This window comes from Pantoea eucalypti (assembly GCF_009646115.1).
Classification (GTDB): Bacteria; Pseudomonadota; Gammaproteobacteria; order Enterobacterales; family Enterobacteriaceae; genus Pantoea; species Pantoea eucalypti.
The window spans coordinates 613865-638851 of the sequence record NZ_CP045720.1; the positions used below are offsets into that span (position 1 = coordinate 613865).

The following is a 24987-nucleotide window of genomic DNA, read 5'->3' on the forward strand; positions in this document are numbered from 1 at the left end:
TTCTCACCTTAAGGATGAAATGATGAAAACCTCCGCAAAACTCGCAGCATCCGGACTGGTCGCGCTGCTCCTGACCGGCTGCGCCTCGTCGACACATCAGACCGCGCAACAGCAACTCGGTCAGCAATCGGTGCTGGCTGTAAACTGGTTCCAGCAGTCTGGCGAATATCAGGCGCTGACCTGGCAGGCGTTTAACACCGCGCGCATGGCATTTGATCAGGCACCGTCGCTGACCGGCAAACCCAAAGCGGTGATTGTCGATCTGGATGAAACCATGCTGGATAACAGCGCCTACAGCGCGTGGCAGGCGAAAAACGGCCAGCCGTTCAGCAGCAAAACCTGGTCAGCCTGGACGCAGGCGCGTCAGGCGAAAGCGGTGCCGGGCGCGGTTGAGTTCGCGCGTCATGTGACAGAGAATGGCGGCACGCTGTTTTATGTGTCGAACCGCGATCAGAAAGATTACGCTGCCACGGTCGCCAATATGCAGCAGCTCGGCTTCCCTGACGTCAGCGATAAAACGGTACGTCTGAATACCGACAGCTCCAATAAGCAGGCACGTTTCGATGCCATCAAAAATGCGGGCTATAACGTGGTGCTTTACGTCGGCGATAACCTCAACGATTTTGGTGGGGCGACCTGGCATAAAGGGAATCAGACGCGTCGCGATTTCGTGAATCTTAATCATCAGCAGTTCGGGACGCAGTTTATCGTGTTACCTAATCCACTCTACGGCGACTGGGAGAGCGGAATGGCGGAAAACTACAATAAGCTGACCCCGGAACAGCAGTTGTCGGTGCGTGAATCACGTCTGCAGAGCTGGAACGGTAAATAATTCGTCAAGAAAAAGAGCCTGCTCGTTCAGGCTCTGTTTATTATTGGTCCTTATTTACTTACTGTCGTCACTATTTTCCTGCAAATTAAATTAATCATCTCTTGCTCCCTTCTTAACTCAATACAGGTATATCTGACTGGCTTATACCCATTAAGCCGGTTGATTGTGCTAATGGTTAATTTTTTAATTAAGAGGATTCCTGGTGAAATGAGCGCTGGCTGGTATGGTGCTGAAAAACCCCTTTGTTAATGCTTGTATTTATTTGTCAGCATTAACTTTAGTTAATTTTCTAACTACATGTTTTTGATTCATTAAAAATGAATTCTGGCTTTTCCCTTTCGTCTTTGCTGCTTAATTAAATTTACGTAACCCTGACTCTTACTGACGGCAAATTGACAAAACCCGTGAGAACAAAGCGTTGTGAAATATTGCCCGTGCATTGGGAATGGTTAGCGTCTATAACCTTTTTCTGTGATTCAGTTCTTATTTCCCTGGCGGCTCATGCTTTATTTGTGTGCCGACACATGTTGTGGTTAGCCAGGATGCGACATCCCGGTAGTAGAGAGAAGATGATTGTGACGACACTTAAACCCTTATTAGCGAAAAATCGCAGTTGGGCCTTGCAGCGCCGCCAGCGTAATCCGGATTATTTTAAAAAATTCCTTCATCAGCAAAAGCCGCACTCACTCTGGATAGGTTGCTCTGATAGTCGCGTTCCGGCTGAGGTATTAACCGGCTCCCATCCTGGCGAACTCTTTGTACATCGTAATATCGCCAACATGGTGATTGAGGACGACGACAATTTGCTGAGCGTACTGCAATACGCGCTCTTCTTTCTCGGTGTGAAACGCATTGTCCTTAGCGGCCACTATGGCTGTGGCGGCGTAGAAGCCGCGCAAAACCTGCCGGGCAGCGTGCTGGACGGACAGGAAAGCGCGCTGGCGAGACGTATTCAGACGCTGCGAAATGATATTCAGCAGGGGCTGGCAGAAAGCCCGGCCTCAGACGTGGCGCCGGGTGAACAGCTTGATCGGCTGGTTGAGGCCAACGTGAAGGCGCAATTCGCCAGACTGGTGAAATCTGAACCGGTCCGGCAAATCTGGCAATCGGGCCAGGAACTGGAGGTGTTTGGTTGTGTTTATGACCTGCGCTCCGGTCATCTCAAAGAACTGATTCATCAATCTGCAGAGGAACCTTCATTATGAACCTCGATACCCTGCGTCGCGATATTCCGGCGGGTCTGGTGGTGTTTCTGGTCGCCTTACCGCTCTGTCTTGGCATCGCACAGGCCAGCGGATTACCGCCGTTTGCCGGTCTGCTGACGGGTGTGATTGGCGGTCTGGTCGTGACGTCGCTGAGTCCATCCCGATTTGCCGTCAGCGGCCCGGCAGCGGGCCTGGTCACTATCGTGGTCGCCTCAATGGCGTCGCTAGGCAGTTTCTCCGCGTTTCTCACTGCACTGATTATTGCCGGGGCACTGCAATGCCTGTTTGGTCTGCTGCGTGCCGGACGGTTTATTTCGCTGGTGCCGGGCAGCGTCATCAAAGGGATGCTGGCGGCGATTGGTTTGCTGCTCATCATGCAGCAGATCCCGGTGGCACTGGGTGCCGCTGGCGATGCGGAGCTGGTGTCGCTGGTGACCGGCGAGATGACCTTCTCGCTGCCCGCCATCCTGGTAGCGGGTGTCGGTCTGGCCATTTTATGTCTCTGGACCACCGCACCGGTTAAACGGATCAAAGCGCTGGCCTGGATCCCCGGCCCGCTGATAGCCGTGCTCATCGGCTGCCTGGCTACCGTGATGGGTGGGAGGCTGTTTCCTGAGATGACGCAGGGTCTGGCTCGCATTTCGCTGCCCGCTTTTGACAGCGTCTCTGCGCTGGTGGCGGAGCTGGAAACGCCTGACTGGATGGCCTGGCAGAATCCGCAGGTCTGGGTGGTTGCGGTGACCTTAGCCCTGGTCGCCAGTCTGGAAACTCTGCTGAGCCAGGAGGCGCTGAAAAAACTGCGTCCTCAGACGCCCGCGCCGTCGCCCAACAAAGAGATGTTCGCGCAGGGTATCGGTAACCTGGCGGCCGGTTTCCTTGGGGCGATGCCGATCACGGCGGTGATTGTGCGCAGTTCAGTGAACGTCAGTGCGGGTGCGCAGACCAAATTGTCGATTTTCATTCACGGTGTACTGCTGCTGATTTGCGGCATGTGGTTCAGCGAGATGCTTAATGCCATTCCGCTGGCCAGCCTCGCTGCCGTACTGCTCTATACCGGTTATAAACTGGCGACACCGCGACTGTTCGTTGAGCAGTTCCGGATGGGCGCGCAGCAGTACGTGCCGTTTCTGGCCACCATCATCGGGATTATCACGCTGGGCATGCTGGTCGGTATTGGTATCGGTATCGCCACGCAGATCCTCTATAGCATCTACAAGAGTCATCGCAACGCACTGCAGCTCACCCGCTATGATGACCACTATGTGCTGCGCTTTCAGCAGAACCTGACCTTTATGCATAATCCCAGGCTCCAGGGATTGCTGGATGAGATCCCGGAGAACAGCGTGGTCATCGTTGATAACGACAATGCGGAATATATCGATCCCGACGTCAAAGCGGTGCTGAAAGATTTTGGCGATAACGCAGACAAACGCGGCATTCGCCTGAGTCAGTGGCCGGTTGCGGTAAAATAGCGATAAACGCAACGGTAAAGTCGTTTGAGAGGCAAAAATCGGATATCTCGGATATCCGATTTTTTTATTTGCGAGGCATAATAAGTCCCCAATTTTTACTGTCATCTGATGGGGTTAGACTCTTCAGGGTCACTTTGCGGAGTCAGCCCAGGAAGGGCGGTTGACCGCCGGATGACAGTGAGAGTATCCAGGATTTAATCATTCTGACACCACGCGCCTGTGCAGGCTGACGTGGACAGCCAGCCTCTCTGCGACAAGGTCCGGATGTATGCGCATGCAGCTGTTTGAAGAGCACAACGCTAAGAAGAACGCATTTTCGCTGTTTTTAGTGACGTTGTTATTTTGCTTTATCGGCGGACACCTGCGCATCCCACAGGAGCTGTCACTGTTCTGGCCAGTCAACGCGATCGTCACTGGCGTTATCGTCCGAAATCCTTATCTGCATCAGACCCGCTATTACCTGGCTACGTTTGCTGGCATGGTGTTTAACGACACTGTTTTTTCAGGCTGGGCGCTTTCTGCCTTCACGCTAAACCTGGCGAATCTTCTGTTTGTGCTGATAGCGGTTACGCTGCTGATAAAGCATCGTCAGAATGATTCCGGAAGGGAGCGCATTATCAATGTGCTACGTATTTTCCCCGCCTGCCTGCTGGCCGCGTTAGCCTGTGCCAGCTGGGGGGCACTGGCACAGCAGGCTGATTTCACTGTCGGTCTGGCGATGGCCTGGGGTGAGTGGTTTAGTGAGCAGTTCTCTACCGGGCTCATGGTGCTGCCGTTTTTGCTGACGCGTGACTGGTCGTCGCTGTCGCCCCGCCAGTTTTTGCAGCTGCGCAAGCTGGCACCCGTTATCGCTCTGATCTTTTCGATGATGATTGGGGCAATAATGGGTGGCGCAGGTAGCCTGACGTTACCGGTTCCGGCGCTGGTGTGGTGTGCCATCGTGTTGCCGATGCCGCTGACCAGCCTGGTGATTCTGCTGAGCGGTATTGTCGAAATCATTCTGGTTTCGCACGGCGTAATGAACATTCAGGGCGATGATACCCTCCTGCCCGTCAGCCACCTGACCTCGGCGCGGCTGGGTGTGGCGACTATCGCAATTAGCCCGCTGATCGTGGCCGCGAGCATGGATGCCATTCGCCAGCTGAATCAACGGCTCGCGCTGCGCGCGAATTACGATTTCCTGACCCGGCTGCTGTCGCGTTCCGGCTTATATGAAAGCCTGGGTGCGGAGCCTATTTTCCCGGATCGTAAGGTGGGTGTGATTCTGCTGGATGTCGACTACTTCAAAGCGATTAATGATAATTTTGGTCATGACGCGGGTGACAGCGTGCTGGAAGAGATCGCTCGCCGGATGCAGCAGGTTATCGGTAAAGAGGGACGTGTCTGCCGGTTTGGCGGAGAGGAATTTGTGGTGGTGCTGTTCGACCAGAATCCCGCAAAGCTTTATTTTCTCGCCGAGAGCATCCGGCAGAAGATGGCGAAAGAGAAATTCTGGCTACAGGGCAGTACGGCTACCGTGACCGTCAGCCTGGGGCTGGCGCATAGCAGTGCCGGAGAAGCGACGGAGTGGCACCGCGTGATTAACCGGCTCATTTCGGCAGCGGATAAAAACCTCTATCTCTCGAAGCGCAATGGCCGTAACCAGACCTCACCCGTCAACTATTGCGGCATCTCCAGCGACGTGGCATAACGCCACGCCGCCGGGGCGGGTCAACTGACGCTGCTTTTCAGCGTGCTGGCCTGCTGGTGGCGTTCAATCGCCAGGTCGATCAGACGGCTGATTAGATCCTGATAGCTGAGCCCGGCTGCCTGCCAGAGTTTCGGGTACATGCTGATATTGGTAAAGCCGGGCAGGGTATTCACTTCATTGACGATAATTTCGCCGTCGTCAGTCAGGAACACATCGACGCGCGCCATGCCAAAGCACTCCAGCGCGGTAAAGGCCTTGATGGCGACGTCACGAATCGCATCGCTGGTTTCCGCTGCGATAGCCGCCGGGACCACCGTCTGCGCACCGCTCTCAGAGATATATTTGGTGTCATACGAGTAGAAGGCGTCATGCACCACCACTTCGCCACAGGGGCTGGCTTCGGGCGCATCGTTGCCCAGCACCGCGCACTCAATCTCCCGACCTTTTATCCCCTGTTCAATCAGTACTTTGCGGTCAAAGGAGAAAGCCAGTGCCAGCGCGGCATCAAACTCTTCAATGCTATCTACTTTGCTCACGCCCACTGAAGAACCCTGGTTGGCGGGTTTGATAAACAGCGGCAGACCAAAGCGGGCAATCACGGCCTCTGGATCCAGATGGGCGCGTTGTGCCTGAGTGACGCTCAGCCACGGCGCGACGTTGAGGCCGGCATCGCGTAGCAGGCGTTTGGTGAAATCTTTGTCCATGCTCACCGCAGAACCCAGCACATCGGACCCGACGAACGGTAAAGAGGCCATACGTAGCAGACCCTGCAGAGAACCATCTTCACCCAGCGTACCGTGAACAATCGGGAAGATAACGTCGATTTGCGACAGTGGATGGGCGTTGTGACGGGTGATGATCTGCTGCTGCGTCTTGCCCGGCACCAGCGCCACATCTTCAGCGGCGTGATTCAGTGCGATCAGCGCCGGATTTTCAGCGTTAAGTAAGAAGTTGGACGCATCATTCAGACGCCAGTGTCCCTGTTTGTCGATGCCCAGCAACACCACGTCAAACCTGGTTTTGTCGATCGCCTCAAGGATATTTTTGGCCGACTGCAACGACACCTCATGCTCGGCCGACTTCCCGCCAAACACGATCCCTACCCGCAACTTTGTCATCTGTTTTGCCCACTGAAAAAATCAAAACCACAAGATAGCATGGGGTTTGCGCGGGTTAAATTACCTGAAATCTAAATGCTGGCGACAGTAATTGCCTCGTCAGGCTGTTTTAATCGCAGCTACCTTTTCTCCATACGTTATCGACAGGTCGCAGGGATAACTTCGGATGAAGAGCGGTTGCAGATCAGAAAGGATGAGAGATGACTAAATCTGACGATCAGGCAGAGGGCAATGCGGGATATCGCCAGGTTTGGCTGGAGAATATCACAACCCGTTGTCGTACCTTACCCAGTATGGTGTTGCGGGCGCTTTCGGGATAATGATCTGCGATGTGGCGATGACGCCACATTCAGGACTATCGCTGACGATTCGCGGTGCCGCTTGAGAGGATGAAAACTGTGAGCTGAGGTAAAACGGTCAGCGTGGAAGATAGCTTCTGCCAGTCTCGCTTGTGTTCACACCAGCAAATATGAGGATGAGTACGTTTTCTCAGTTGCTCTCATCTTTGTGCGGCACATCATTTCTTTTTTGGTCGGGCGTTATCTTGCATAAAGGTTCGTAGGCAAGACCTGAGATCTTCCTGGTGTCCTTGGCGGGCTTCTTCTCCTTTCGCTTTCCCGACATGACAGGCCACGCGCTAAATAACTCTGAGAGTATTTCGAAAATCTGATGCATAGCTGTTGCTCACTTGTTCGAGTCAGGCAATGCCAATGACTTTAACATGAAGCTAATATTTAATGGGCCGGATTTATGAGAGGCGTTGAGGGTTAGTTACAGGTGAGAAACCGGGTCGCTGTTTCCGGCTTCAGCCATTATTGATGCGTGGTGGACTCTTTGAAACCGTCTACTGATTCTGCTGTGTGGCGCCAGCCGTGCCATTGATGATAAAGACTCGCAGAAGGCTCTGCAATTCACGGTCTTGATTCGGGCTGCTCAGGATAATCAGTTGAGGATTTCCCATGGCAGTGAAAATGCATCGCCACTTTGCCGCCACTCGAAAAGCCAGTAACAAAAAAGCCGCTTCAACGAGCGGCTTAAGTATATGTTTTTTTTATCACTAAATTTGGTGGCCCCTGCTGGGTTTGAACCAGCGACCAGGGGATTATGAGTCCCAATTTGAAGTGAGTGAAATCAGTAACTTACTGATTTCTAAGTTTCCGCTAGGCCGAATAGTGATGAAAAGTGGCATATAGCGTTGCGCTCTGCTGCCACTTTGCTGCCAATCATCAATAGAAGATTTCACTTAAATGATAAGTACAATTTTAGAACAGGATTTAAGTTATACATATTTTATCTCTAATTTAAGAACTCCATTTTGAACAGTTTTTTGATGTAACTCTCAATGATTTTTTATTTTAAAGGGTTTGTAAAATTCGCCTTAATAATAGTTATAGATTAATAGCTGTTGAATTTTCTTAGCTTTAATTTACTTTAACCTAACATTGAATTGACGAGATTTGAAAACTGTTCAGCAATTTTCGGGTCAAAGGGTTCTTTTCTACCTGTAGCTTCCTGTGCCTCATCAAATGTATTAGCTTGAATTTTATCGAGCTCAAAATATTTTTTGGTAAATTCCCCTTTTGCACTTCCGGGCATTACATTATAATAAACAATTTTTCTTCTATTAACTTGAGCCACTAAATATGTTAAGTTTTCATCCCAATTATCAATGTTGGGATGAATAAACTTATAACATTCGGTTTGATAATAATTTTCAGAAGCTTTGAAATCTTCAAAATCTCCCTCAATAAAAGAAACATCCTCACCTTTAATTCTCATGTTGCATCTTTTACAAGATACTGCCAAATTCATCATCTCAAACATTTCTGACTTGATTTTTGATTTTGGAATAATATGCTCAATGTCAAGTACCATGTTAAATTCATCGTCAATGTTACGAGAACAATAACAACAACATTCCTGCTGATTTTGTCTAAGGTGATTTTTTATTTTTCTTTTAAGATCACCAAGAGACTCATCACTCCAGAATGTATGGCCTTGCTCGATAGCGTTTGCCATTAAGACTCTTTCCTCTTCTAGAAATGAAATGTTATTCATTATTCAATCCCTTTCTTAATGGCAACTTTTGAAATTAACTCACCAACACCAATAAGGAATTTTTCTTGAGCAATGTCATTTGCCATGTCTTGAAATTCCGCAAGACGTTCTCTTGCAGTTTTTAATGATATTTCACCGCTTGTAAATTTATCAATGATATCTACACATCGGTTTGATAAGGCTCTGTTCTTAGGTGTCAGCGTGTCAAAATAATCAATATATAACTCTTCAGCATTATCACTAAAAGATACAACTCTGGAAAAAAAGTCATTTTCTCTCTTGAAAATTGCCACTTCATTCTTTTCTGAAACAGAAGATATAATAAGAGGTGAATGTGTTGCTACAATAACTTTACATCGATTGTATCCAATAGCTCCCTTCAGAAGGTCGAAATACTCCCTTTGCCATTGAGGGTGAAGACTATTCTCAGGTTCATCGATAAAAATAAATGAGCGGTCATTTGCACAAAAAGCAATATGTACGAGTAATGCTATAAAAGATAGTTCTCCTGAACTTGCAAAACTCAGTGGAAATGACGTTTTTCCTTTTCTCAAAAAAACTTCTATTCCTGATATTATTTTTGCCTTTTTCAAAATTTTTTCGAACTTTAGTAAAAGCAAATAGGCGTCGAAATTACCTTCATAAAATACATTGCTTTGATTATTTAGCCAAACTAAAGCGCTGTAACCGTAGTTTATCTGATGAATAGCTTTATCTATGGCCATTTTAAGCTCATCAGGTATTTCTTCATCGCTGCTATCAAAGAAAATTGGATAGTAATCGCCTGCTGAGTTTTTATTATATCTTATTGCATCTTTGAATTTTTTCTTGAATTTCACTGAAATTCCAATTGTCTGTTCATATCCTATATGGTCTAAAACTGAAAATATGCTATTGACTTTATTCTTGCTTTTAGTGGAAAGAGTTTTTTTGATCGCTTGAGCAGGAAAATTCCTACCAAGTTTATTGCCGATATAGTTGTAGTTTAGGCTTTTTTGATGAGTTCGAAATTTATCAAAAAGAGTATTTGAAACTGCAATTGTAGTGTATCCTGAATCGTGAAACTCTTCAGCTAAATTGTGCAGCAGCCTACTTTTGCCGCTTCCATTTTTTCCTACTAAAATAAAATAATCTTTTGAGGAATTTATAATGTCTTTAGAGTTTAACATTTTTCTCCTTAATAATTTTGATGCCCATATACTCTGATGAATCAAGGTTTCGCTATTTGCTAAGTTTCTATTTTCTATGGCGCGACGTATTAATCATATTATTGAATCTTTAGTGCTTAAAGGGATTTGTTATTTAGTTCGTTATCTATATGATGATTTTAATTGAAAAATAGATTCAGTGTGATTTGGAGGTTGAGTATTATGAATAAGCTCACATTTCATAATAATTATAGCTCCACGAAGTTTAATGGGTTAAGCAACATTGCTTCCGACAAATGATCCGGTGCAAAATGTGCGTACCGCATAGTCACCTTAATATCTGTATGTCCCAATATTCGCTGAAGCACAAGGATGTTGCCACCATTCATCATGAAGTGAGACGCGAAGGTGTGGCGCAAAACATGCGTAAGCTGCCCTGCAGGTGTCTCGATACCAGCGCGTTGCATAGCCTTTCTAAAGGCTGAGTAACAAGGTTTAAAGAGCTCCTGCGCTTTCCTGCTGGATGGCAGATCAGCCTGTAATTTTTCAGTTATCGGCACCGCGCGGTTTTTCTTGCCTTTAGTTTTCACGTAGATGATCTGACCGGTGCGGATTTGGTTGCCCTTCAAGCCTTCGGCTTCACTCCATCGTGCACCTGTTGCCAGGCAGATTTTCACAATGGTCGTCAGATCTTTAGATCGGCTGTTCTCACATTCGGCGAGGAGGGTTCTGATTTCCTCAATGGTGAGATACGCCATCTCGGATTCACTGATCTTAAATTCGCGTACGTTCTCAAGTGGATTAGCTGCGGTCCATTCATCCAATCGACGCAGCTCGTTGAACATCGCCCTGAAATACGCCAGCTCTAAATTAACTGTGCGCGGCGTAACTGTCTTCACTCGGCTGGAGCGGGTGATCTTCCCGCTTAACCGCTGCTCGCGATAAGACGCAAAAATCTTCGCGTTGAACTCGGTAGCGAGTGGATTTCCCATCGCTTCGCAGGCGAACGCCATCGTAGTTCGCCGCTTCTCACCATCCGCCAAGGTGATGCCATGCGTGTTGAACCACAATTCAACCAGCTCAATTATCCGGCGCTTATCTGTTTTCTCACCCAGCCAAGGCTTGTCCTGACGCTGATCTTTTACGAACTTCTTAAAAGATTGCGCTTCGCCTTTAGTGGCGAACTGGCGGCGTATTCTCTTATCGTCTCGGCCGTTCGGGAAAACCTGAGTCTGCCATTCCCCAGTGGGTAATTTACCTATCGCCATGCTATGCCTTTCTCTGAGCGGGCAACGACTTGCCCAAAAACTTGATATTATGGCCGCGCTCACCGCCTGGATGAAGTACGTATGGGCAGTGCAGATCACCAATGTGTTAGCCACGCCGCATATCAGTTGGCCCGAAAAGCCCGCCTGACGGGCGAACTGGCAATGGATTAACAACCTGGCACACAGATGGTAAAGTAAAATTCGCTAACCATTTAACGAAAGGGATCAGCAGGTATGGATACAACAGAGCAACTGGATGGTACGTATTATTTCAACCAATTGCCTAATCTGACGCCGCAGGAGTTGCTGTTCTGGATACTTATTGATGAGACACAAAAGCAACTAGGCGTTCAGGATATTTTGGCCGTTGCGGGATTAATTCTGGGCAACAATAATATCGACGTACCAGGGAAACCTAACACGGCAACCCCCGGTACTTCCGTTGCGTCGCTCTTTTTCCGCAAACACCTTTCTTACAAATTCCGGCGCCGCATTCTGCCAACGCTGACCGCCAAATCTTTCAGCCTGCGTGGGCTGAAGATTTTTTGGGTAAATAATCTGGGGGCATTTGTAGGCAGAGCCGTGCCTGTTGTCGGATGGTTGATTCTGGCAAACGATGTTGCACAAATTAGTTTCCACACTGTCCATCGCTATAACCTGATTGTGCGACCGGAGGATAAAATCTGGTGAATAATATGACAGCAACCCCTGATGCAGTGCGCGAATTTATTCTGCGTGAGCTGCCGCTGGTGACGACGTTTCTGTTGAAGAAAATTGAAGTCGGCGACGATGACATTCTGCAGGAACAGTTCGAGGCGGATGATATCGCTGAAATGGCGAAAAAGTTTTTTAATGACTTTGATGTGCAGCCAGCAGGCTTCAATCTTGTCGCTTATTTCCCCTGGAAAACCTCCTCGCTGTTCTCACGCAAAAATGTAAAACAGGATAAAGAGCCACTGACCATAAGAATGTTTATTGAGTCAGCCCGTGCAGGGCGCTGGCTTTTCTGATTGCTCACAGCAGGTGATAAAGTTCCCCGTTTTGTCAGCTGCCACACAATTACAATAATATGATCTACCTTCCCTAAGGCCTGACCATAACGGAACTCCTTCACAGAAGAATCGCTATATGACACAGAATTATCACCTGGACGCCGCGAAACCGCACAACAGGCCAGCCGCTGCAGAAAACACCGGTGCAGCGTCAGGTGGAAAGCCATTATCCGGAGCTGGCCAGCGGCCTGCACCTGCCTAAAATGGCGCGCGTTGTTGCCCCGACTGAGGCGGTCAAAAGTGGAAACTTTGCTGACCCCTTCATGCTGACCCCTTCAGGCCGCGCTATGCCGTCAATCTGCAGCTGCTGGACGCTGACGGCAATCCGGACGGCAGTACGCCGGTTTATCCTGCCGTGCCGCTGCCCGTACCGATGGCCGGTAATGATTCCGGCATGTTCCAGTTCCCACCGGAGGGTACGCTGGTTGAGGTGGGTTTTACCGGCGGACGCCCGGACAAGCCGTTTGTGCGGCAGACGATGCCGGGAGGGACCAGCCTGCCGGACGTGAAGCCGGGCGAACAGCTGCAGCAGCAGCGCGCGGAAGTTTCACAACGGGTAACGCAGGCGGGAGACTGGGAGCGCCAGACCGATCAGGCCATTCGTGAAACATCAATGAGCCGGGAAGTTAAAGCGGATATGGAAAAGCGTGAGCTGGTCAGCAGGGAAACGACGGTCAAAGCCACGGACAGAACTACTGTGATCGGCACGGCGTCACTGATGGCCGGAGCCATCCAGCACGTAACAACCGGCAGTTACAGCGTGGTCGCACAGCAGAATCAACTGATTACAGTGGGCGGCAATGCGGAAACGGACGTCACCGGCAGCGCGGCGATAAAAGTCGGGCAGGCACTGACTGAGAAAATTGGCCAGCTGCGCCAGAGCATTGCCGGTACACGTCAGGAAATCATCGCGCCGGTGGTGTGGATTGGTTCAGAGAAGATTAACGTGGCCCAGTTGATGCTCGATACAGTGGCGCTGGTACAGCAATTGGCTGAACAACTGGCAAATCATACGCACCCGTCAACAGGACAGCCCACGAACAGCAGCGCTATCGGGCAGAGTGGCCAGCAGGCTGCTGCGCTTAGTAAGAAGTATTCCCCCGTCATTGGCTAAGCCATCACACCGACCCGCTATCACAGCGGGTTTTTTATTACCCGTCACCAGAACGCCTCAGCCGCACTATGCACCACGCACATGCGCAGCCATCTCGCACAGTAACCATAGATAGATCATCCGCACAGCGTGGCACTGGCTGCGCGTCAGCCCCGGCAAAATAATCGCTGCGCAGACAAAATCGGCGCTACACCGCACCCGCCTGCTGGTTTTGCATCATAAAAATATTTCAGTTTCATTTTTTTACAAACAGTATCGACAGAGCGCATGGCTGCTGGCTTTCTGACACAGTCCTCCAAATGAAAAGAGTGAAAAGAATTTCAATCTTTTTCAGTTTCATGGATCTCAATTGGATCTCGATGAGGTTTTATCTTTATGAAATATAAAGGAATGATTTGTTTTACGTTAGCTGGCAGATTACAAGTGGATCTCTGGTGATGATGCTTTAAAACGATGATATCCAGCTGTGGCGGGGTTTGAGCGGTGTTTGGTGCTTTAGAGGAGAATGAAAAATATGACAATACAATTATTTTATTGAGAACAATGTGCTTGTGGGACAAGGAATGAAGGGGCATCTACAATCCCAAACAGTATGGATAATAAAATGCCCATGATACTAGTTAGCTAGTTTATTTTGACTCGCTGCTGCTGCTAAAACATTTGCATTAGAAGTGTAAACATTAATACCATCAACGGTAGTATAGTCACCATCATCAGTAATGATATTTAGAACTCCAGAAGACTTCATGCTTTCATGAATCATCAAGTCATAGCCATCTAAAGTGTTATTAGGCATTAGATTAACACATTCATTGGTCAATTCCTCACAAACACTAATTTCTATCTGTGTGGCCAAAGACTCAACTTGCAACCAAGATGTTTTGATTTCATTTATAGCTGCATTTCTTTCATTACTATAAATATGGCGGAAGTCTTTAGTGCCGATCTTTTTATTGACAACTTTTTCGTGTATTTCTCTTTCCGACTTTTCAATAATATGTGCAAGCTCAGCCAATGAAAGTCCTGAGTGAAAAAGAGTGGCATTTTTTCCCAAGGCTGAATTGATAAACTGGTTATAGCATTGGAGATATTGTCTATTTGAAGGTATGCCTTTGGAATAAGTGAGCCAAAACCATACATTAGTATCTACAAAAAAACTGTCCGAATCTTTTGGTGTATATTTATTGATATTGTAAACATTCGATAAAATCTTACCATTGAAAGCCATTAGTCTGCCTCCTTGGCTTGCTGCTCAAGTATTTCATCTACAATTCGCTTGTAGTCCACATTTGAATTGAAACGGCTTACATTCTCTACCACTCGATCAACAATTGAATGCCCAACAGGGTCTAGGTTTTCGAGGTGCAATAACCCTGACAAATCGCTTTGCGGAAATGCATTGAGCAACTGACCGATGCTAAAATTAAAAAAAGGTGAAGCAAACATCTTAACATTCGAGAAGTCTAGCGTTACTTGCTCTCTGTCGTTAATATGTGGTGCAACCATATCAAATAATTTTTGCCCGTCATCTTTTAAAATGCATCGAGGACCGATAAATTCTTTGATAGAAATATTCATATTAACTCCCTAGTTCTGATGTGAGTCGATAATACTTTTCATCACATGCTAAAGTAATGCTAAGTATAGTTCCTTTGAAGTAAAATGGTAATGTTTTATATTCTTCGCCATTTGCATCCATTTTTACATAAGCATTATGACTATATAACTCTAGCTTCCCATTATTTACACTAACCAAATCTTTAAGCAAATTAAGACCTAAGCCTCTTGGAACCCCATTTACTGCAGCAGTTGTGTTTCCACTAACACATGCCCATCTTAAGCATGACTCAGCAGTAATTGATTCTGCCCTGGTGTCCGCGGAGAGATAAGCTCTGACTTTATTCGGTATTCCGACACCAAAATCAACAACGCATAGAACCAATTCATTTCTTTGATGAAAATGTTGTCCACAAGAATAGACGCCAACGGGCGAATTAGCATGCTCGAAAGAATTTGTATATATCTCCCAAACTTTGCCAGCGATAGCATCGCGCAAAGGTTCACTGACTCGCACCCAGCCTTTACCAATCCAATTCTGGGTCAAATAATCTAAAATAGAATTGAAATCTTCATATCGATCTTCACGATAAGGTATTGCATGGCCTGTATAACCTCGGTCGCCATGGCCAAGCGCATTGCAAAATCCATTCTGAACTAATGACGCTTTCACTTTAGGCGACAACGATTCCCAGAAAAAAAAGACTGTTTTGCCTTGAAGTTGAAGCGAACGAACCGTTCCTCCTAAGAAAGCAACTGCGTTCGGTCTCAGAAAGTTACAATAAGTAAAAACAAAACGAACTTGCGCTGTTCCTGAAGCCATAGCTTGCTCAAAAATCATGAACAATCTGCAAAAGTCACTTTCCGTGCCATTCAAGGTTGGCACCATAATGGTTAAACCTGTTTTTTCATCGAACATACTTCGTCCCAGCATGTACTTTCATTCCAATATCGCATAGTTCGTTTTGATTTTGAATCGGCAGTTGTCTGCTTAATCTGCGGAACAGAGCGGTAAAAGTAATGTTGAAAGGCTCAAAGAAATTTTTGGGGGGACAAAAAGGGGGCACTAGAAGATCTTTTAAATTAAAATCCAGCCTAAAGCCGAAGTTAAGTTAATGATTTTTATAGAATAATTTGGTGGCCCCTGCTGGGTTTGAACCAGCGACCAAGCGATTATGAGTCATATGAATAGCTTGTTTCATCGTTTTTCATCTTTAACTATATTTACGCATTTATGAATATAAATCAGTTGTTTATGGTTATCTCTTGGTTTCATGTTGTTCCGGGTTTTTCCTTTCAGTATCATCCTTACGTCACCTGCTACATCACCCAGAAAACGACGATAAAATTCTCGTAAGGACTCTCTTTTGGCAGACAATTTAACGGACTCAATGGTACGCGGCCTTAAAGCTCGCGATTCGGCTTATCAGGTATGGGACAAGAGTGGTGAGCGTGGAGCAGGGCGTCTGGGCGTTAAAGTTGAGCCATCCGGGCAGCGGGTTTTCTACTATCGCTACTACTGGGATGCTAAGCGCCACTTTATTCAGTTGGGTCGTTACCCTGAAATGTCGTTAGCTCAGGCTCGTCAGCTTGCTAAAGGTTATGCCGGTACGCTGAAGGAAGGGAAGAACCCTAAGGTCGAAAAGGCTGAACAGGAAATCGCGCTGGAAAAGCAAAAGCGTGCCGAACAGTTAAAGGGCAGCATCGAGCAGCTTATTCAGGGCTATACCAACAAAATGCGGGAAGATGGAAAGCGGACATGGCAGCAGGTGCTATACCGTCTGGAAAAGGAAACCTATTCCTTTATTGCCAAAGATACGAAAGCTAACGAAGTCACACCGCTACATATCAAACAGATTCTGTCCGCTATCATTCAGCGCGGTGCGAGCGTTGAAGCAAACCGTGTGCGTTCTTATCTGATGGCAGCTTTCAACTACGGGCTTAAAGCGGATAACGATCCGGCCAACCACCAGCAGAACGTGATGTTTGGGCTTGAGATGAACCCGGTGAGCGTCATCCCCAAACAGTCGGCTGCAGAAAAAGCGGGGACGAACTGGCTGAAGTTGAATGAACTGCAACAGCTGATGGGTGACTTTCCTAAAACGCCAAGCGTCGGCAGCACGGTGAGTTTGCTTCTTAATTTATGTGTTTACGCTGGTGGTCAGCGCCCACATGAACTGGCTTCCAGTCGGTGGGATGCCGTGAACTGGGAAGAGAAAACGCTGTTGATAGTTGCTGACGTTTCAAAGAACAAGCGTGACCATCTGGTGCCGTTAACGGATTCAGCGGTCGAAATGCTGGAAAGGCTGAAGGTGGAAAACGTTAACGATAGTCCGTTTATCTTCCCGCAGCGACTGGATGCGGGCAAGCATCTACGAACTGACAGCTTTGCGCAGGCAATTATCTATTATCGCGAGCACTTTCCTGATCATCCGGTATTTGTTGCGAGGGATTTACGGCGGACCTGCAAAACGCTGATGGGCGAAATCGGTGTTTCGAAAGAGTTGCGCGACCGCATTCAAAACCATGCATTACAGGATGTCAGCTCGAAGCATTATGACCGTTATGATTATCTCGTAGAGAAAAGAAGGGCATTAGAACAGTGGGAAAACAGGGTTAATCATGTTGAGCAGGCCACCAGCAATGTGGTGAATTTATTCCAGAGAGGATGAGAATTGGCTAAATATTAGTCTCAATTCTTTGAAGAGTATACGCCAGTCTGGTTCATCGGACAGCGTATTGCTGAAGAGACTGGGCATTATCAATGAAGCAGAATTTGATGTGTTATCAGTTCAGGCAGATGCTGGGTTACAGTCTTTTTGACGAGCATAAATCGTTTTAAAGGCTATTCAGGCCGAAATCACTGACAACTATATGCCGATGATACAGCTTGTTGACGATATTTGGCCGAATTAGCGAGCTAAACCGATAGCTTTTGCTTTAGCTTGATACTGCTTAAGATTTTGCTCAATTTTCTGCACAGCTTCACCCGTTTCAATAGCCGTTGAGCTAGCAACGGAGCGGTAAATTTTTTGCCTGGTGATTTTGGCGCTAGTGGCTCGACTTTGCATTGTGAGGTCCTCATTGTGCTTATCGGGTTTGTAGTGGGTGGTAGATAAGCTTACAAGATGGTTTATCAGAGGATGTTTGCCGGGAGGTAGCCCACCATTGAGGTGGGCTTAGTTGCTTAATCCTGATACCTGGCTCTTGCTCTCAGTTCCTGCATGTTCATTCCGTGATGAAAACGCTGATGTCCACACATCCAGCATGAACAGAGGCATGGCGTATGATAAGCCTTACCGATATTGACGATAGTCGCGCCTTCAGACCAGCTGTAAGCCGCATTATTATAACGACCGCGTTTAGTTTTGAGCCTTTTCATATGATGGCGACGAAACGCTCGATTTCTTGTATGCATGGGTAATCCCCGAATATACCGTCAGGGCAGCCACACCTTCGTGTGACCGCCGGAACGGGTATTCGGAGTGGAGGATTTTACGCATTGTTATGATCCTTATTAAAATCCATTCGCCTGACTGCCGGAAAATTCTACTCGTTAGTATTCCAGTTTCTGAAGTGGTTTTTCAATCTTTCAACAGTGTGTCGCCACTTTGGCGTTGTCGGTTTGCAAACGGTATTTTGATTACCGAAGAATCCAAGTTCATTTACTGCAGCTTGTTCACTACGGGTTTCAAGCCACTTCACTGAAACAAAATACTCAGATTTATCGGGATCACCTGAGTTATCGCGATAAAGGTTTCCATGCTTAAGCACGTCCATTGCGAGTTTTTCACCAGCCTCAGTATTGATTATAAAGCTGCTGGCTGGCTCAACGGCACTTTGCACAATACCGACGCCAACATAACCTGTTTTTGGGATGTTAACCCAGACGCATTGACCGGGCTGAAGCTGTTTTAAGGTCTGGCTGTACCAGCTTCCGCCACCGGCACTGATAAAGCCGTAACGGCGCGCCTCTTCCCAGTTACGACTATTTGAGTCACCGAACGAGACATAGAACTCTCCGTTCCAGGGTTCTTTTGATTGAGCACTCGTACCTGCGGTGGCTTGAGCAGCGTTAGTTTGCGTTTCGCTGGGATGAATAAGCCAGGCGCGACTTAAAAACTGTTCGTCCCCGTGCTGAAAAACCTTAAAGAACAGAACGTTAATTGAGATGCCATTTTTGCTCAGGTAGTCGACAATGCGTTCGGTAGACGGATCCAGTTCCGCCGCTACGATAATGATTTGATGCGACTGGTTAATAGACTCTTCTTCTAACTCAGCATTAAAACGTTGCTTAAAGGCATCGCCCAAATTGCCGCCGCCAGAGAATTTTTCATAAATTTGTGACAGGCGGTCTGCGGTTAAATCGTCTACCCACGAAGCGTAATCCAGCGCCTGAGCGACTACTTCGCGCGGCGTGCGGTCGCGTTTTAGCTCTATTAGAATTAGCGAGGCATCGGGCGCTATCGCCAGCAGATCAATACGTCCCTTATCGAGCGTATTTTCCTGATGACCGATAATCATCCACTGGTCTGAAAGAATGGTTGGGTCGTTTAAGATCATTCTTTCCAGCAAACACTCACTGGCCAGTTTGCTGATAGTCAGTGGCTGAGGGTTATCACCTACACGCCAGATAGCATGGTAAACCGGCATCATTTGTTCCTTAGCTTAGCGCTGCGTCTGTGAGTGCATCAGCCAGGTGGAGTTGGGTTTGCTGGGCGGATCGCAGGCGGGATTTAATTTGTTCGCAGATAATGAATAGTTCATCAATTTTAGTAACAATTCGATGTTGCTCTAATAAAGGTGGTACTGGGAATTCAAATAATTCCAATGTTTTTTTACTAAGTCCTTCAATTGCCATGCCGACTTGTCTTCTCCATACCAAATTTTGAATAAGGGGAGATTTAATGGCCAAGTGAACAAATGGTGCAAGCTCGCCCAATAACAAACGAATGATTGTGACATGCTGGCTAACGTTTGCCTCTATGATGTGATCAGGAAATATTAAAGTGCGGCCTAATGAAGCTCCGGTGATATTTAGAAGAATATCACCTGGAAAAACTTTCGTTCCATCCATTTTAGAATGTGTATTTTTATCAATATACACTACATCGTCTAAACGGAGGCCCTCATTCCACACGTTTTGAGAGCGAAGAAATGGAATGCCTTCAGTTACATATGCACTTTGCCCTCCTCGAGGAGTGCTACCCGAGCCCATCTTGCCGGTTAGGTCACCCAGCCTAATAAACTCCCACCCCTCCGGCAACCCAAAAGGCTTTTCCTCATCACTAACTGGTGGTAAAGGTTTCTGTTTTTTTATTTTACCTTCTTTCATCAGTTGCGCTTTTTCCTGCTCAATACGTTTAAGCAGTTCAGAAGCGGGTTCATCATTCGGGTCCTGAGGCACCAGTTTGCCCATCACAGCCAGTTGCAGAATGGTTTGCTTAAGTGCATCGATACTCGCTTCTGTGGTAAACAGTGTGTCGAAATGCTGGCTGATTCGCGCCCAGTTTTCGGCTAGCTCTTCAGCATTTTTGCTGTCGGTGAGTGTTGCCAGCAACGTTTTAACCAGCTGGGAATGTGCTTCCATACTGGTCAGAGATTGCTGCTCCAGTTGGTCACAAAGGGACATGAGTTCTTTGACTCTTAATACTATTTTATGTTGTTCATAAACTGGCGGTAATATTACTGGAATTTCTTTGAGTTTTGCTGCTTTAATTCCTGTTGCTGTCATACCCGTAGATTTGTCTTTCAGCTGTGACTGAAAAGGTCTTGCTAAAAGTTGAATCAGCATAAAGGGACTTATTTCTGGAATATGCCACTGAAAACAAATAGAACGTTGAGCAAGAGCAAATTTCTCATTCAATTCAATAATTGCAGCATTTCCTAAAGGAGCTTCTGTAGTGAATAGTAAATCACCCTTTTTAGGAAAGCCTCTTGTCATCCATAACTGGTAATCTTTTTCAGTAATGAATTCTTCTGGGTTAAGATCGATATAGCCTTTTTTTATGTTTTTTGCTGTTATAAGTCGAATGCCATATTCTGTTTTTTTTGGGGTTTTACCACGATAATCTATAAATTTTGCTAAATTTCCTAACCTTATCCATGACCAATTTTTAGGCAGGTCGAGATAACAATCTCCTACGTTGATATTGACGTTTGCAGCAGTTTTCATATTGCCGCTTTTTGCTAACTCCTGTTTTCTTTGTTCATTACATTTTAATAATGTAGAAGCCGGTTCATCATTTGGGTCCTGAGGCACCAGCTTGCCACGTACGGCCAGTTCCAGAATCAGTTCGCGCAGTTTTTTAATGCCATAAAGATCAATCTTGCCGTTGTTACCGCGTCCAGCCGTTGAACGTGTCTGTAAGGCAGATGTCCAGGTATTGATATGCTGGGTGATCAGTTGCTCAGCAGACATCAGTTGACCTCCTTACCCGCAAGCGCGGCACCAAGGATATCTCGTAGCTGGTGGCGCAGCTGGCTAATCTCCGCTTGCTGTTGTTGATATTGCGCCAGCAGATCATCAGGATCATGGCTGATTGCTTCTGCCTGATGCGGATTCTTAATATCAAGGTTGAAGTTACGTGCAATGACTTCATCAATGCTGACTTTCCAGGCGTGTTCGTTTTCAACACGACTGGCAAAGCCGTCGGCCTCATTGCCCCACCAATCGATCTCCGGCTGAAACTCTTCAACCTTCATTGGGCGGGTTTTGCTGTAGTTTTTCACACCTTCAGGATAGGGATGTTCATAGAACCAGATGTCGTGTGTCGGCTGGCCTTTGGTGAAAAACAACAGGTTAGTTTTGATGCCGGTATAGGGATTAAACACGCCATTCGGCAGGCGCACGATGGTGTGCAGGTTGCACTCTTCTGTCAGCAGCTTTTTGATTTTGGTTTTAACACCTTCACCAAATAGCGTTCCATCCGGAAGAACGACAGCGGCGCGTCCTTTATCCGCCAGCACTTCCACTATCAGCTGCAGGAAGAGGTCGGCGGTTTCGCGCGTTTGCGTTTCAGAGGGGAAGTTTTTCTCAATGCCATCTTCTTCGGTACCGCCAAATGGCGGGTTGGTGACAATCACATCGAACTGCTCATCCCATGAAGAGAGTGGCTTGCTTAACGTATTGTCATGACGAATCTGCACCGGGACTTCAATACCGTGCAGCAGCATATTGGTGGTACAAAGCAGGTGCGGTAGCTGCTTTTTCTCTACGCCGTGAATCTGCTTCTGCAGCGTTTGGTGATCATCGGTGCTGTGAACGTAGTTGGCTTTGATATGATCAACCGTGCAAGCCAAAAATCCGCCAGTGCCGCAGGCGGGATCAATTATACGCTCGCCCAGTCTGGGGTCGATACGGTTAACCATAAAGCGGGTAACGGCGCGTGGTGTATAAAACTCACCAGCGTTACCGGCGCTTTGCAGATCGCGAAGAATCTGTTCGTAGATATCGCCAAACAGATGGCGCTCGTTGCTGTCGCCGAAATTGATCTCATTCAGTTTGTTGATGACCTGACGCAGCAGCGTGCCGTTTTTCATATAGTTATAGGCGTCGCTGAAAGCTTCCCGTACCACAAATCCACGTGGATTTTTATCACGAGGTGCAGGCAGGTTTTTCAGGGCAGGGAAGAGATCGTCATTGACGAACTCAAGCAGCGCGTCGCCCGTTATACCTTCTGCATCGGCCGCCCAGTTGCGCCACAGATAGCGTGCGGGAACCGGCAGGCGATACTCTTCAGCATCCATTATGGCTTCCAGCTCTTCTTCCTGAGTGTCGAAAATTTTCAAAAACAACAGCCATGAAAGCTGACCCAGACGTTGCGCATCGCCGTCCACACCGGCATCTTTACGCATAATGTCCTGTAAGGATTTGATAACTGAACTGATAGACATGTTTGTTGCAATTTCCGTAATAAAAAAGTCTGCCACCGAGCGGTCGCTACGGTGACAGACACTGAAAGGGAATCAGGCCGAGCGAGGAGGGAGTTCGTAGATTTCGTTTTCCAGTTCACTCACGGCACTCATGTAGCTTTCCTTGTCACCAAAGTTCTTTTTGATGATCTCCAAAGGGCGGCCCATGGTATCAAAAGGTCGAAGCTTCAGTACCTGAATATCTTCGATTTCCTTTACGCCCGCATCGGCGTATTTATCGAGCAGGTTGCTCAACACGGCCTGAGCCGACTCAGAGTATTTGGTAAAGTAGTTACGCTTACGCACATTATCGGCGCGTTCACGGCGGGTGAGCGGCGGCTGACCGTACACGACATGACAGAGCATATCGAACGGATCCAGCTCTTTGCCGACCTCTTCCGTCAGCACATCCCAGATAATGCCCTGCTGTTCCAGCTCTTCGATAATGGCCTGTTTACGTTCAGCACTCTGCCAGCGCTGAACAAAATCGTTTAAGGATGCATACTCTTTCATCAGCGTACGACGGGTGTAATCCTGAAAAGATTCGGTGACCAGCTTACCGTCAGCGTCGTAATACTGAACGCGTTTAGATAACACGTTAACAGCAACGCCTTTAACGTAAAACTTCCTGCGTCGTTCTTCGTCTGTTTCGGGCAGTTCGCTGTCAGGTTCGGTATCTGTTGAGGGACCAGAGGGATAGTCTGGCGATGCCTCTTCTGCATGGCCTGTTTGACTCGATCCATCTGATACTTCATCTTCCAGCTGTTCATCAAAATCTGACTCTGGATCGGCGACCTCATCTTTTGTCGTCGTCATGACTTTTACCGGCAAGCCATCAAAGCGTTCATCTGCAAACAGTTCGGTGGCTTTTCGGAAATCCAGAATGGTGAACCACAGCTTGTTGTAGCGTTCATCAATACGTGTGCCGCGTCCGATGATCTGCTTAAATTTGGTCATCGACTGGATATTTTGTTCAAGCACAACCAGCTTACAGGTTTTGGCATCTACACCCGTTGTCATCAGTTCTGATGTTACGGTGATAACTGGGTAGGGCTTCTTCGGATTGATGAAGTTATCGAGCTGGTTTTTTCCCTCAGTCTCATCGCCTGTAATACGCATAATGTATTTATCATTTTCTTTCATTTGCGCTGCGTTGAGATTCACCAGGGCGCGCCGCATGCGCTCTGCATGAGGGATGTCATTGCAGAAGACGATGGTTTTATCCATGGGGTTGGTGCGTTTAAGGTAATCCGTAATGGTTTCCGCCACCAGCTGAGTGCGTTCATCAATGACTAAGTTGCGATCAAAATCTTTTTGGTTGTAGATGCGATCTTCGATCAGCTCACCATTTTTATCGACTTCTCCTTTCGCTGGACGCCATCCTTGCAGGTCAACATTGATATCAACGCGTACGACTTTGTAAGGTGCCAGGAAGCCATCCTCAATGCCCTGTTTAAGCGAATAGGTATAGACCGGCTCACCGAAATAGTCTGTATTTGAAACCTCATGGGTCTCTTTCGGCGTCGCTGTTAAACCGACCTGAGTCGCACTACTAAAATATTCCAGAATCTCGCGCCAGGCACTGTCTTCAGCGGCGCTGCCGCGATGGCATTCGTCAATGATGATCAGGTCGAAGAAGTCACGCGCAACCTGCTTATATGCTTTTTCATGCTCTTCGGTTCCTGTCATCGCCTGATACAGCGCCAAGTGGATTTCGTAAGCGGGATCGACAGTGCGGCCAGTGATTTTGGTCATTGCCTGCCCAAAAGGCTGGAAATCGTTGGTGCGGGTTTGATCAACAAGAATGTTGCGATCGGCAAGGAACAGAATGCGTTTCTTGTGCCTGCCTTTCCATAACCGCCAGATAATCTGGAAGGCGGTGTAGGTTTTGCCGGTACCGGTTGCCATCACTAATAAGATACGGTTCTGGCCTGCTGAGATAGCCTCAAGCGTTTTATTGATTGCCTGAAGCTGATAATAACGCGGCGATTTACCGGAGCCGTCTTCATAGTAGTCCTGCGTAATAACAGGCAGTTGTGCGGCGGTATAACCTTTCCAGAGACAGAACTTCCCCCATAACTCAGCAGGCGTTGGGAACTCTTCGAGTGTAATTTCTCGTTCCAGCTGATCGGGGTTCGTTTTGTCGTGAAATACGAAGCCATCACCATTGGAGGCAAAGACGAAAGGAACCTCTAACAAGGCGGCATAACCCAGTCCCTGCTGCATCCCTTTGCCGATTTCATGCTTGTTTGCTTTCGCTTCAATGACTGCCAGCGGTAAACCAGGCTTATGGTAGAGCACTATATCTGCTGATTTGACTTTCTGACGGGATGCCAGTTTACCCCGCACAACTACCTTGCCATCACGTAGCTTCACCTCCTGGCGAATTTGCGTCATGTCATCCCATCCGGCCTTCTTGACTGCAGGCAGAATAAATTTAGTTACGATGTCGGTTTCAGTCAGTTGAGCTTTGTTCACGCCAGCCATAGCATTTCCGGTCAGATTAAAGTGAAGGAATATGGACCAATTCTTGCACAAATAAAGTGCTTCGTTAATGTC

20 protein-coding genes, 1 tRNA gene and 1 pseudogene are annotated in these 24987 nt (G+C 47.4%); 9 read left to right on the forward strand and 13 right to left on the reverse strand.

Translation table 11 applies throughout. The features are described from left to right. Positions 1 to 22: 22 nt before the first annotated feature. The 4 genes from EE896_RS02970 to EE896_RS02985 all read left to right on the forward strand — a co-directional run bounded on the left by EE896_RS02970 (position 23) and on the right by EE896_RS02985 (position 5199). Positions 23 to 832: a 5'-nucleotidase, lipoprotein e(P4) family gene (locus tag EE896_RS02970; protein WP_008925757.1), complete on the forward strand. Its 810-nt coding sequence runs from the start codon at positions 23 to 25 to the stop codon at positions 830 to 832. A 569-nt stretch (positions 833 to 1401) separates the two neighbouring features. After that, complete coding sequence (locus EE896_RS02975) at positions 1402 to 2037, forward strand: carbonic anhydrase (protein WP_008925756.1); 636 nt, start codon at positions 1402 to 1404, stop codon at positions 2035 to 2037. Then, a complete protein-coding gene (locus EE896_RS02980) occupies positions 2034 to 3509 on the forward strand; it encodes a SulP family inorganic anion transporter (RefSeq protein WP_003850186.1) in 1476 nt (491 codons plus the stop codon). Before EE896_RS02975 ends, EE896_RS02980 begins: the two co-directional genes overlap by 4 nt. 268 nt (positions 3510 to 3777) lie before the next feature. Then, the gene (locus EE896_RS02985; protein ID WP_140915763.1) at positions 3778 to 5199 is read left to right on the forward strand and encodes a GGDEF domain-containing protein; all 1422 of its coding nucleotides are present in this window, start codon (positions 3778 to 3780) and stop codon (positions 5197 to 5199) included. Between the two features lie 20 nt (positions 5200 to 5219). On the opposite strand, the gene ddlA is transcribed toward EE896_RS02985, so the two are convergent. The 5 genes from ddlA to EE896_RS03010 form a co-directional block, all read right to left on the reverse strand. Next, a complete protein-coding gene (gene ddlA / locus EE896_RS02990) occupies positions 5220 to 6317 on the reverse strand; it encodes a D-alanine--D-alanine ligase (RefSeq protein ID WP_140915764.1) in 1098 nt (365 codons plus the stop codon). A 1064-nt stretch (positions 6318 to 7381) separates the two neighbouring features. After that, a tRNA-Leu gene (locus tag EE896_RS02995) sits at positions 7382 to 7484 on the reverse strand. 264 nt (positions 7485 to 7748) lie between these two features. After that, positions 7749 to 8375: an HNH endonuclease gene (locus tag EE896_RS03000; protein ID WP_140915765.1), complete on the reverse strand. Its 627-nt coding sequence runs from the start codon at positions 8373 to 8375 to the stop codon at positions 7749 to 7751. Beyond that, positions 8375 to 9544, reverse strand: coding sequence for an AAA family ATPase (locus tag EE896_RS03005; protein WP_153574534.1), 1170 nt, complete (start codon positions 9542 to 9544; stop codon positions 8375 to 8377). Before EE896_RS03005 ends, EE896_RS03000 begins: the two co-directional genes overlap by 1 nt. 227 nt (positions 9545 to 9771) lie before the next feature. Then, positions 9772 to 10791, reverse strand: a complete 1020-nt coding sequence (locus tag EE896_RS03010; RefSeq protein WP_140915510.1) for a phage integrase — start codon at positions 10789 to 10791, stop codon at positions 9772 to 9774. 70 nt (positions 10792 to 10861) lie between these two features. On the opposite strand from EE896_RS03010, the gene EE896_RS22520 reads away from it, so the two are divergent. From EE896_RS22520 to EE896_RS03030, 4 genes and pseudogenes are all read left to right on the forward strand, one after another. Beyond that, on the forward strand, positions 10862 to 10939 hold the full coding sequence (locus tag EE896_RS22520; RefSeq protein ID WP_231001659.1) for a hypothetical protein: 78 nt from the start codon (positions 10862 to 10864) through the stop codon (positions 10937 to 10939). Positions 10940 to 11025: 86 nt separating this feature from the next. Continuing rightward, on the forward strand, positions 11026 to 11481 hold the full coding sequence (locus tag EE896_RS03020) for an STM2901 family protein (RefSeq protein WP_140915509.1): 456 nt from the start codon (positions 11026 to 11028) through the stop codon (positions 11479 to 11481). Beyond that, positions 11478 to 11801 (forward strand): DUF1493 family protein, encoded by a 324-nt coding sequence (locus tag EE896_RS03025; protein WP_140915508.1) that lies wholly within the window; start codon positions 11478 to 11480, stop codon positions 11799 to 11801. Before EE896_RS03020 ends, EE896_RS03025 begins: the two co-directional genes overlap by 4 nt. A 131-nt stretch (positions 11802 to 11932) precedes the next feature. After that, a pseudogene (locus EE896_RS03030) lies at positions 11933 to 12957 on the forward strand (hypothetical protein); the annotation flags it as partial. Positions 12958 to 13573: 616 nt separating this feature from the next. Here the strand turns inward: EE896_RS03030 and EE896_RS03035 are convergent. Genes EE896_RS03035 through EE896_RS03045 form a run of 3 tightly spaced genes read right to left on the reverse strand, consistent with a single transcriptional unit; the run spans position 13574 to position 15433 of the window. Then, on the reverse strand, positions 13574 to 14185 hold the full coding sequence (locus EE896_RS03035) for a PIN domain-containing protein (RefSeq protein WP_153574535.1): 612 nt from the start codon (positions 14183 to 14185) through the stop codon (positions 13574 to 13576). Further along, the gene (locus EE896_RS03040) at positions 14185 to 14535 is read right to left on the reverse strand and encodes an STAS-like domain-containing protein (RefSeq protein ID WP_140916596.1); all 351 of its coding nucleotides are present in this window, start codon (positions 14533 to 14535) and stop codon (positions 14185 to 14187) included. The genes EE896_RS03035 and EE896_RS03040 overlap by 1 nt, the downstream gene beginning before the upstream one ends. Before the next feature lies 1 nt (position 14536). Next, positions 14537 to 15433, reverse strand: a complete 897-nt coding sequence (locus tag EE896_RS03045) for an ATP-binding protein (RefSeq protein ID WP_140916597.1) — start codon at positions 15431 to 15433, stop codon at positions 14537 to 14539. Positions 15434 to 15881: 448 nt separating this feature from the next. Here EE896_RS03045 and EE896_RS03050 point away from each other — a divergent pair, with 448 nt between their 5' ends. After that, positions 15882 to 17186, forward strand: a complete 1305-nt coding sequence (locus tag EE896_RS03050) for a tyrosine-type recombinase/integrase (protein ID WP_140916598.1) — start codon at positions 15882 to 15884, stop codon at positions 17184 to 17186. Between the two features lie 240 nt (positions 17187 to 17426). Here the strand turns inward: EE896_RS03050 and EE896_RS22340 are convergent, their stop codons facing one another. The 5 genes from EE896_RS22340 to hsdR form a co-directional block, all read right to left on the reverse strand. Then, positions 17427 to 17585, reverse strand: a complete 159-nt coding sequence (locus tag EE896_RS22340) for a hypothetical protein (protein WP_167518468.1) — start codon at positions 17583 to 17585, stop codon at positions 17427 to 17429. 478 nt (positions 17586 to 18063) lie between these two features. Then, complete coding sequence (locus EE896_RS03055) at positions 18064 to 19167, reverse strand: PDDEXK family nuclease (RefSeq protein ID WP_140916655.1); 1104 nt, start codon at positions 19165 to 19167, stop codon at positions 18064 to 18066. 10 nt (positions 19168 to 19177) lie between these two features. Next, a complete protein-coding gene (locus tag EE896_RS03060) occupies positions 19178 to 20935 on the reverse strand; it encodes a restriction endonuclease subunit S (RefSeq protein WP_140916600.1) in 1758 nt (585 codons plus the stop codon). Then, complete coding sequence (locus EE896_RS03065) at positions 20935 to 22410, reverse strand: N-6 DNA methylase (protein WP_140916601.1); 1476 nt, start codon at positions 22408 to 22410, stop codon at positions 20935 to 20937. Before EE896_RS03065 ends, EE896_RS03060 begins: the two co-directional genes overlap by 1 nt. Before the next feature lie 72 nt (positions 22411 to 22482). After that, positions 22483 to 24915: an EcoAI/FtnUII family type I restriction enzme subunit R gene (gene hsdR / locus EE896_RS03070; RefSeq protein ID WP_140916656.1), complete on the reverse strand. Its 2433-nt coding sequence runs from the start codon at positions 24913 to 24915 to the stop codon at positions 22483 to 22485. Positions 24916 to 24987: the final 72 nt, after the last annotated feature.

Excerpts from the sequence above, each read along its gene's own strand:
- EE896_RS02980 (WP_003850186.1), top strand. The coding sequence starts at position 2,034 with ATGAACCTCGATACCCTGCGTCGCGATATTCCGGCGGGTCTGGTGGTG.
- EE896_RS02970 (WP_008925757.1), top strand. The coding sequence starts at position 23 with ATGAAAACCTCCGCAAAACTCGCAGCATCCGGACTGGTCGCGCTGCTC.
- EE896_RS03020 (WP_140915509.1), top strand. The coding sequence starts at position 11,026 with ATGGATACAACAGAGCAACTGGATGGTACGTATTATTTCAACCAATTG.
- EE896_RS22520 (WP_231001659.1), top strand. The coding sequence starts at position 10,862 with ATGAAGTACGTATGGGCAGTGCAGATCACCAATGTGTTAGCCACGCCG.
- hsdR (WP_140916656.1), bottom strand. The coding sequence starts at position 24,915 with ATGGCTGGCGTGAACAAAGCTCAACTGACTGAAACCGACATCGTAACT.
- EE896_RS03065 (WP_140916601.1), bottom strand. The coding sequence starts at position 22,410 with ATGTCTATCAGTTCAGTTATCAAATCCTTACAGGACATTATGCGTAAA.
- EE896_RS03010 (WP_140915510.1), bottom strand. The coding sequence starts at position 10,791 with ATGGCGATAGGTAAATTACCCACTGGGGAATGGCAGACTCAGGTTTTC.
- EE896_RS03005 (WP_153574534.1), bottom strand. The coding sequence starts at position 9,544 with ATGTTAAACTCTAAAGACATTATAAATTCCTCAAAAGATTATTTTATT.
- EE896_RS03045 (WP_140916597.1), bottom strand. The coding sequence starts at position 15,433 with ATGTTCGATGAAAAAACAGGTTTAACCATTATGGTGCCAACCTTGAAT.
- EE896_RS03035 (WP_153574535.1), bottom strand. The coding sequence starts at position 14,185 with ATGGCTTTCAATGGTAAGATTTTATCGAATGTTTACAATATCAATAAA.
- EE896_RS02985 (WP_140915763.1), top strand. The coding sequence starts at position 3,778 with ATGCGCATGCAGCTGTTTGAAGAGCACAACGCTAAGAAGAACGCATTT.
- EE896_RS03040 (WP_140916596.1), bottom strand. The coding sequence starts at position 14,535 with ATGAATATTTCTATCAAAGAATTTATCGGTCCTCGATGCATTTTAAAA.
- EE896_RS03060 (WP_140916600.1), bottom strand. The coding sequence starts at position 20,935 with ATGTCTGCTGAGCAACTGATCACCCAGCATATCAATACCTGGACATCT.
- EE896_RS02975 (WP_008925756.1), top strand. The coding sequence starts at position 1,402 with ATGATTGTGACGACACTTAAACCCTTATTAGCGAAAAATCGCAGTTGG.
- ddlA (WP_140915764.1), bottom strand. The coding sequence starts at position 6,317 with ATGACAAAGTTGCGGGTAGGGATCGTGTTTGGCGGGAAGTCGGCCGAG.
- EE896_RS03055 (WP_140916655.1), bottom strand. The coding sequence starts at position 19,167 with ATGCCGGTTTACCATGCTATCTGGCGTGTAGGTGATAACCCTCAGCCA.
- EE896_RS03000 (WP_140915765.1), bottom strand. The coding sequence starts at position 8,375 with ATGAATAACATTTCATTTCTAGAAGAGGAAAGAGTCTTAATGGCAAAC.
- EE896_RS22340 (WP_167518468.1), bottom strand. The coding sequence starts at position 17,585 with ATGCAAAGTCGAGCCACTAGCGCCAAAATCACCAGGCAAAAAATTTAC.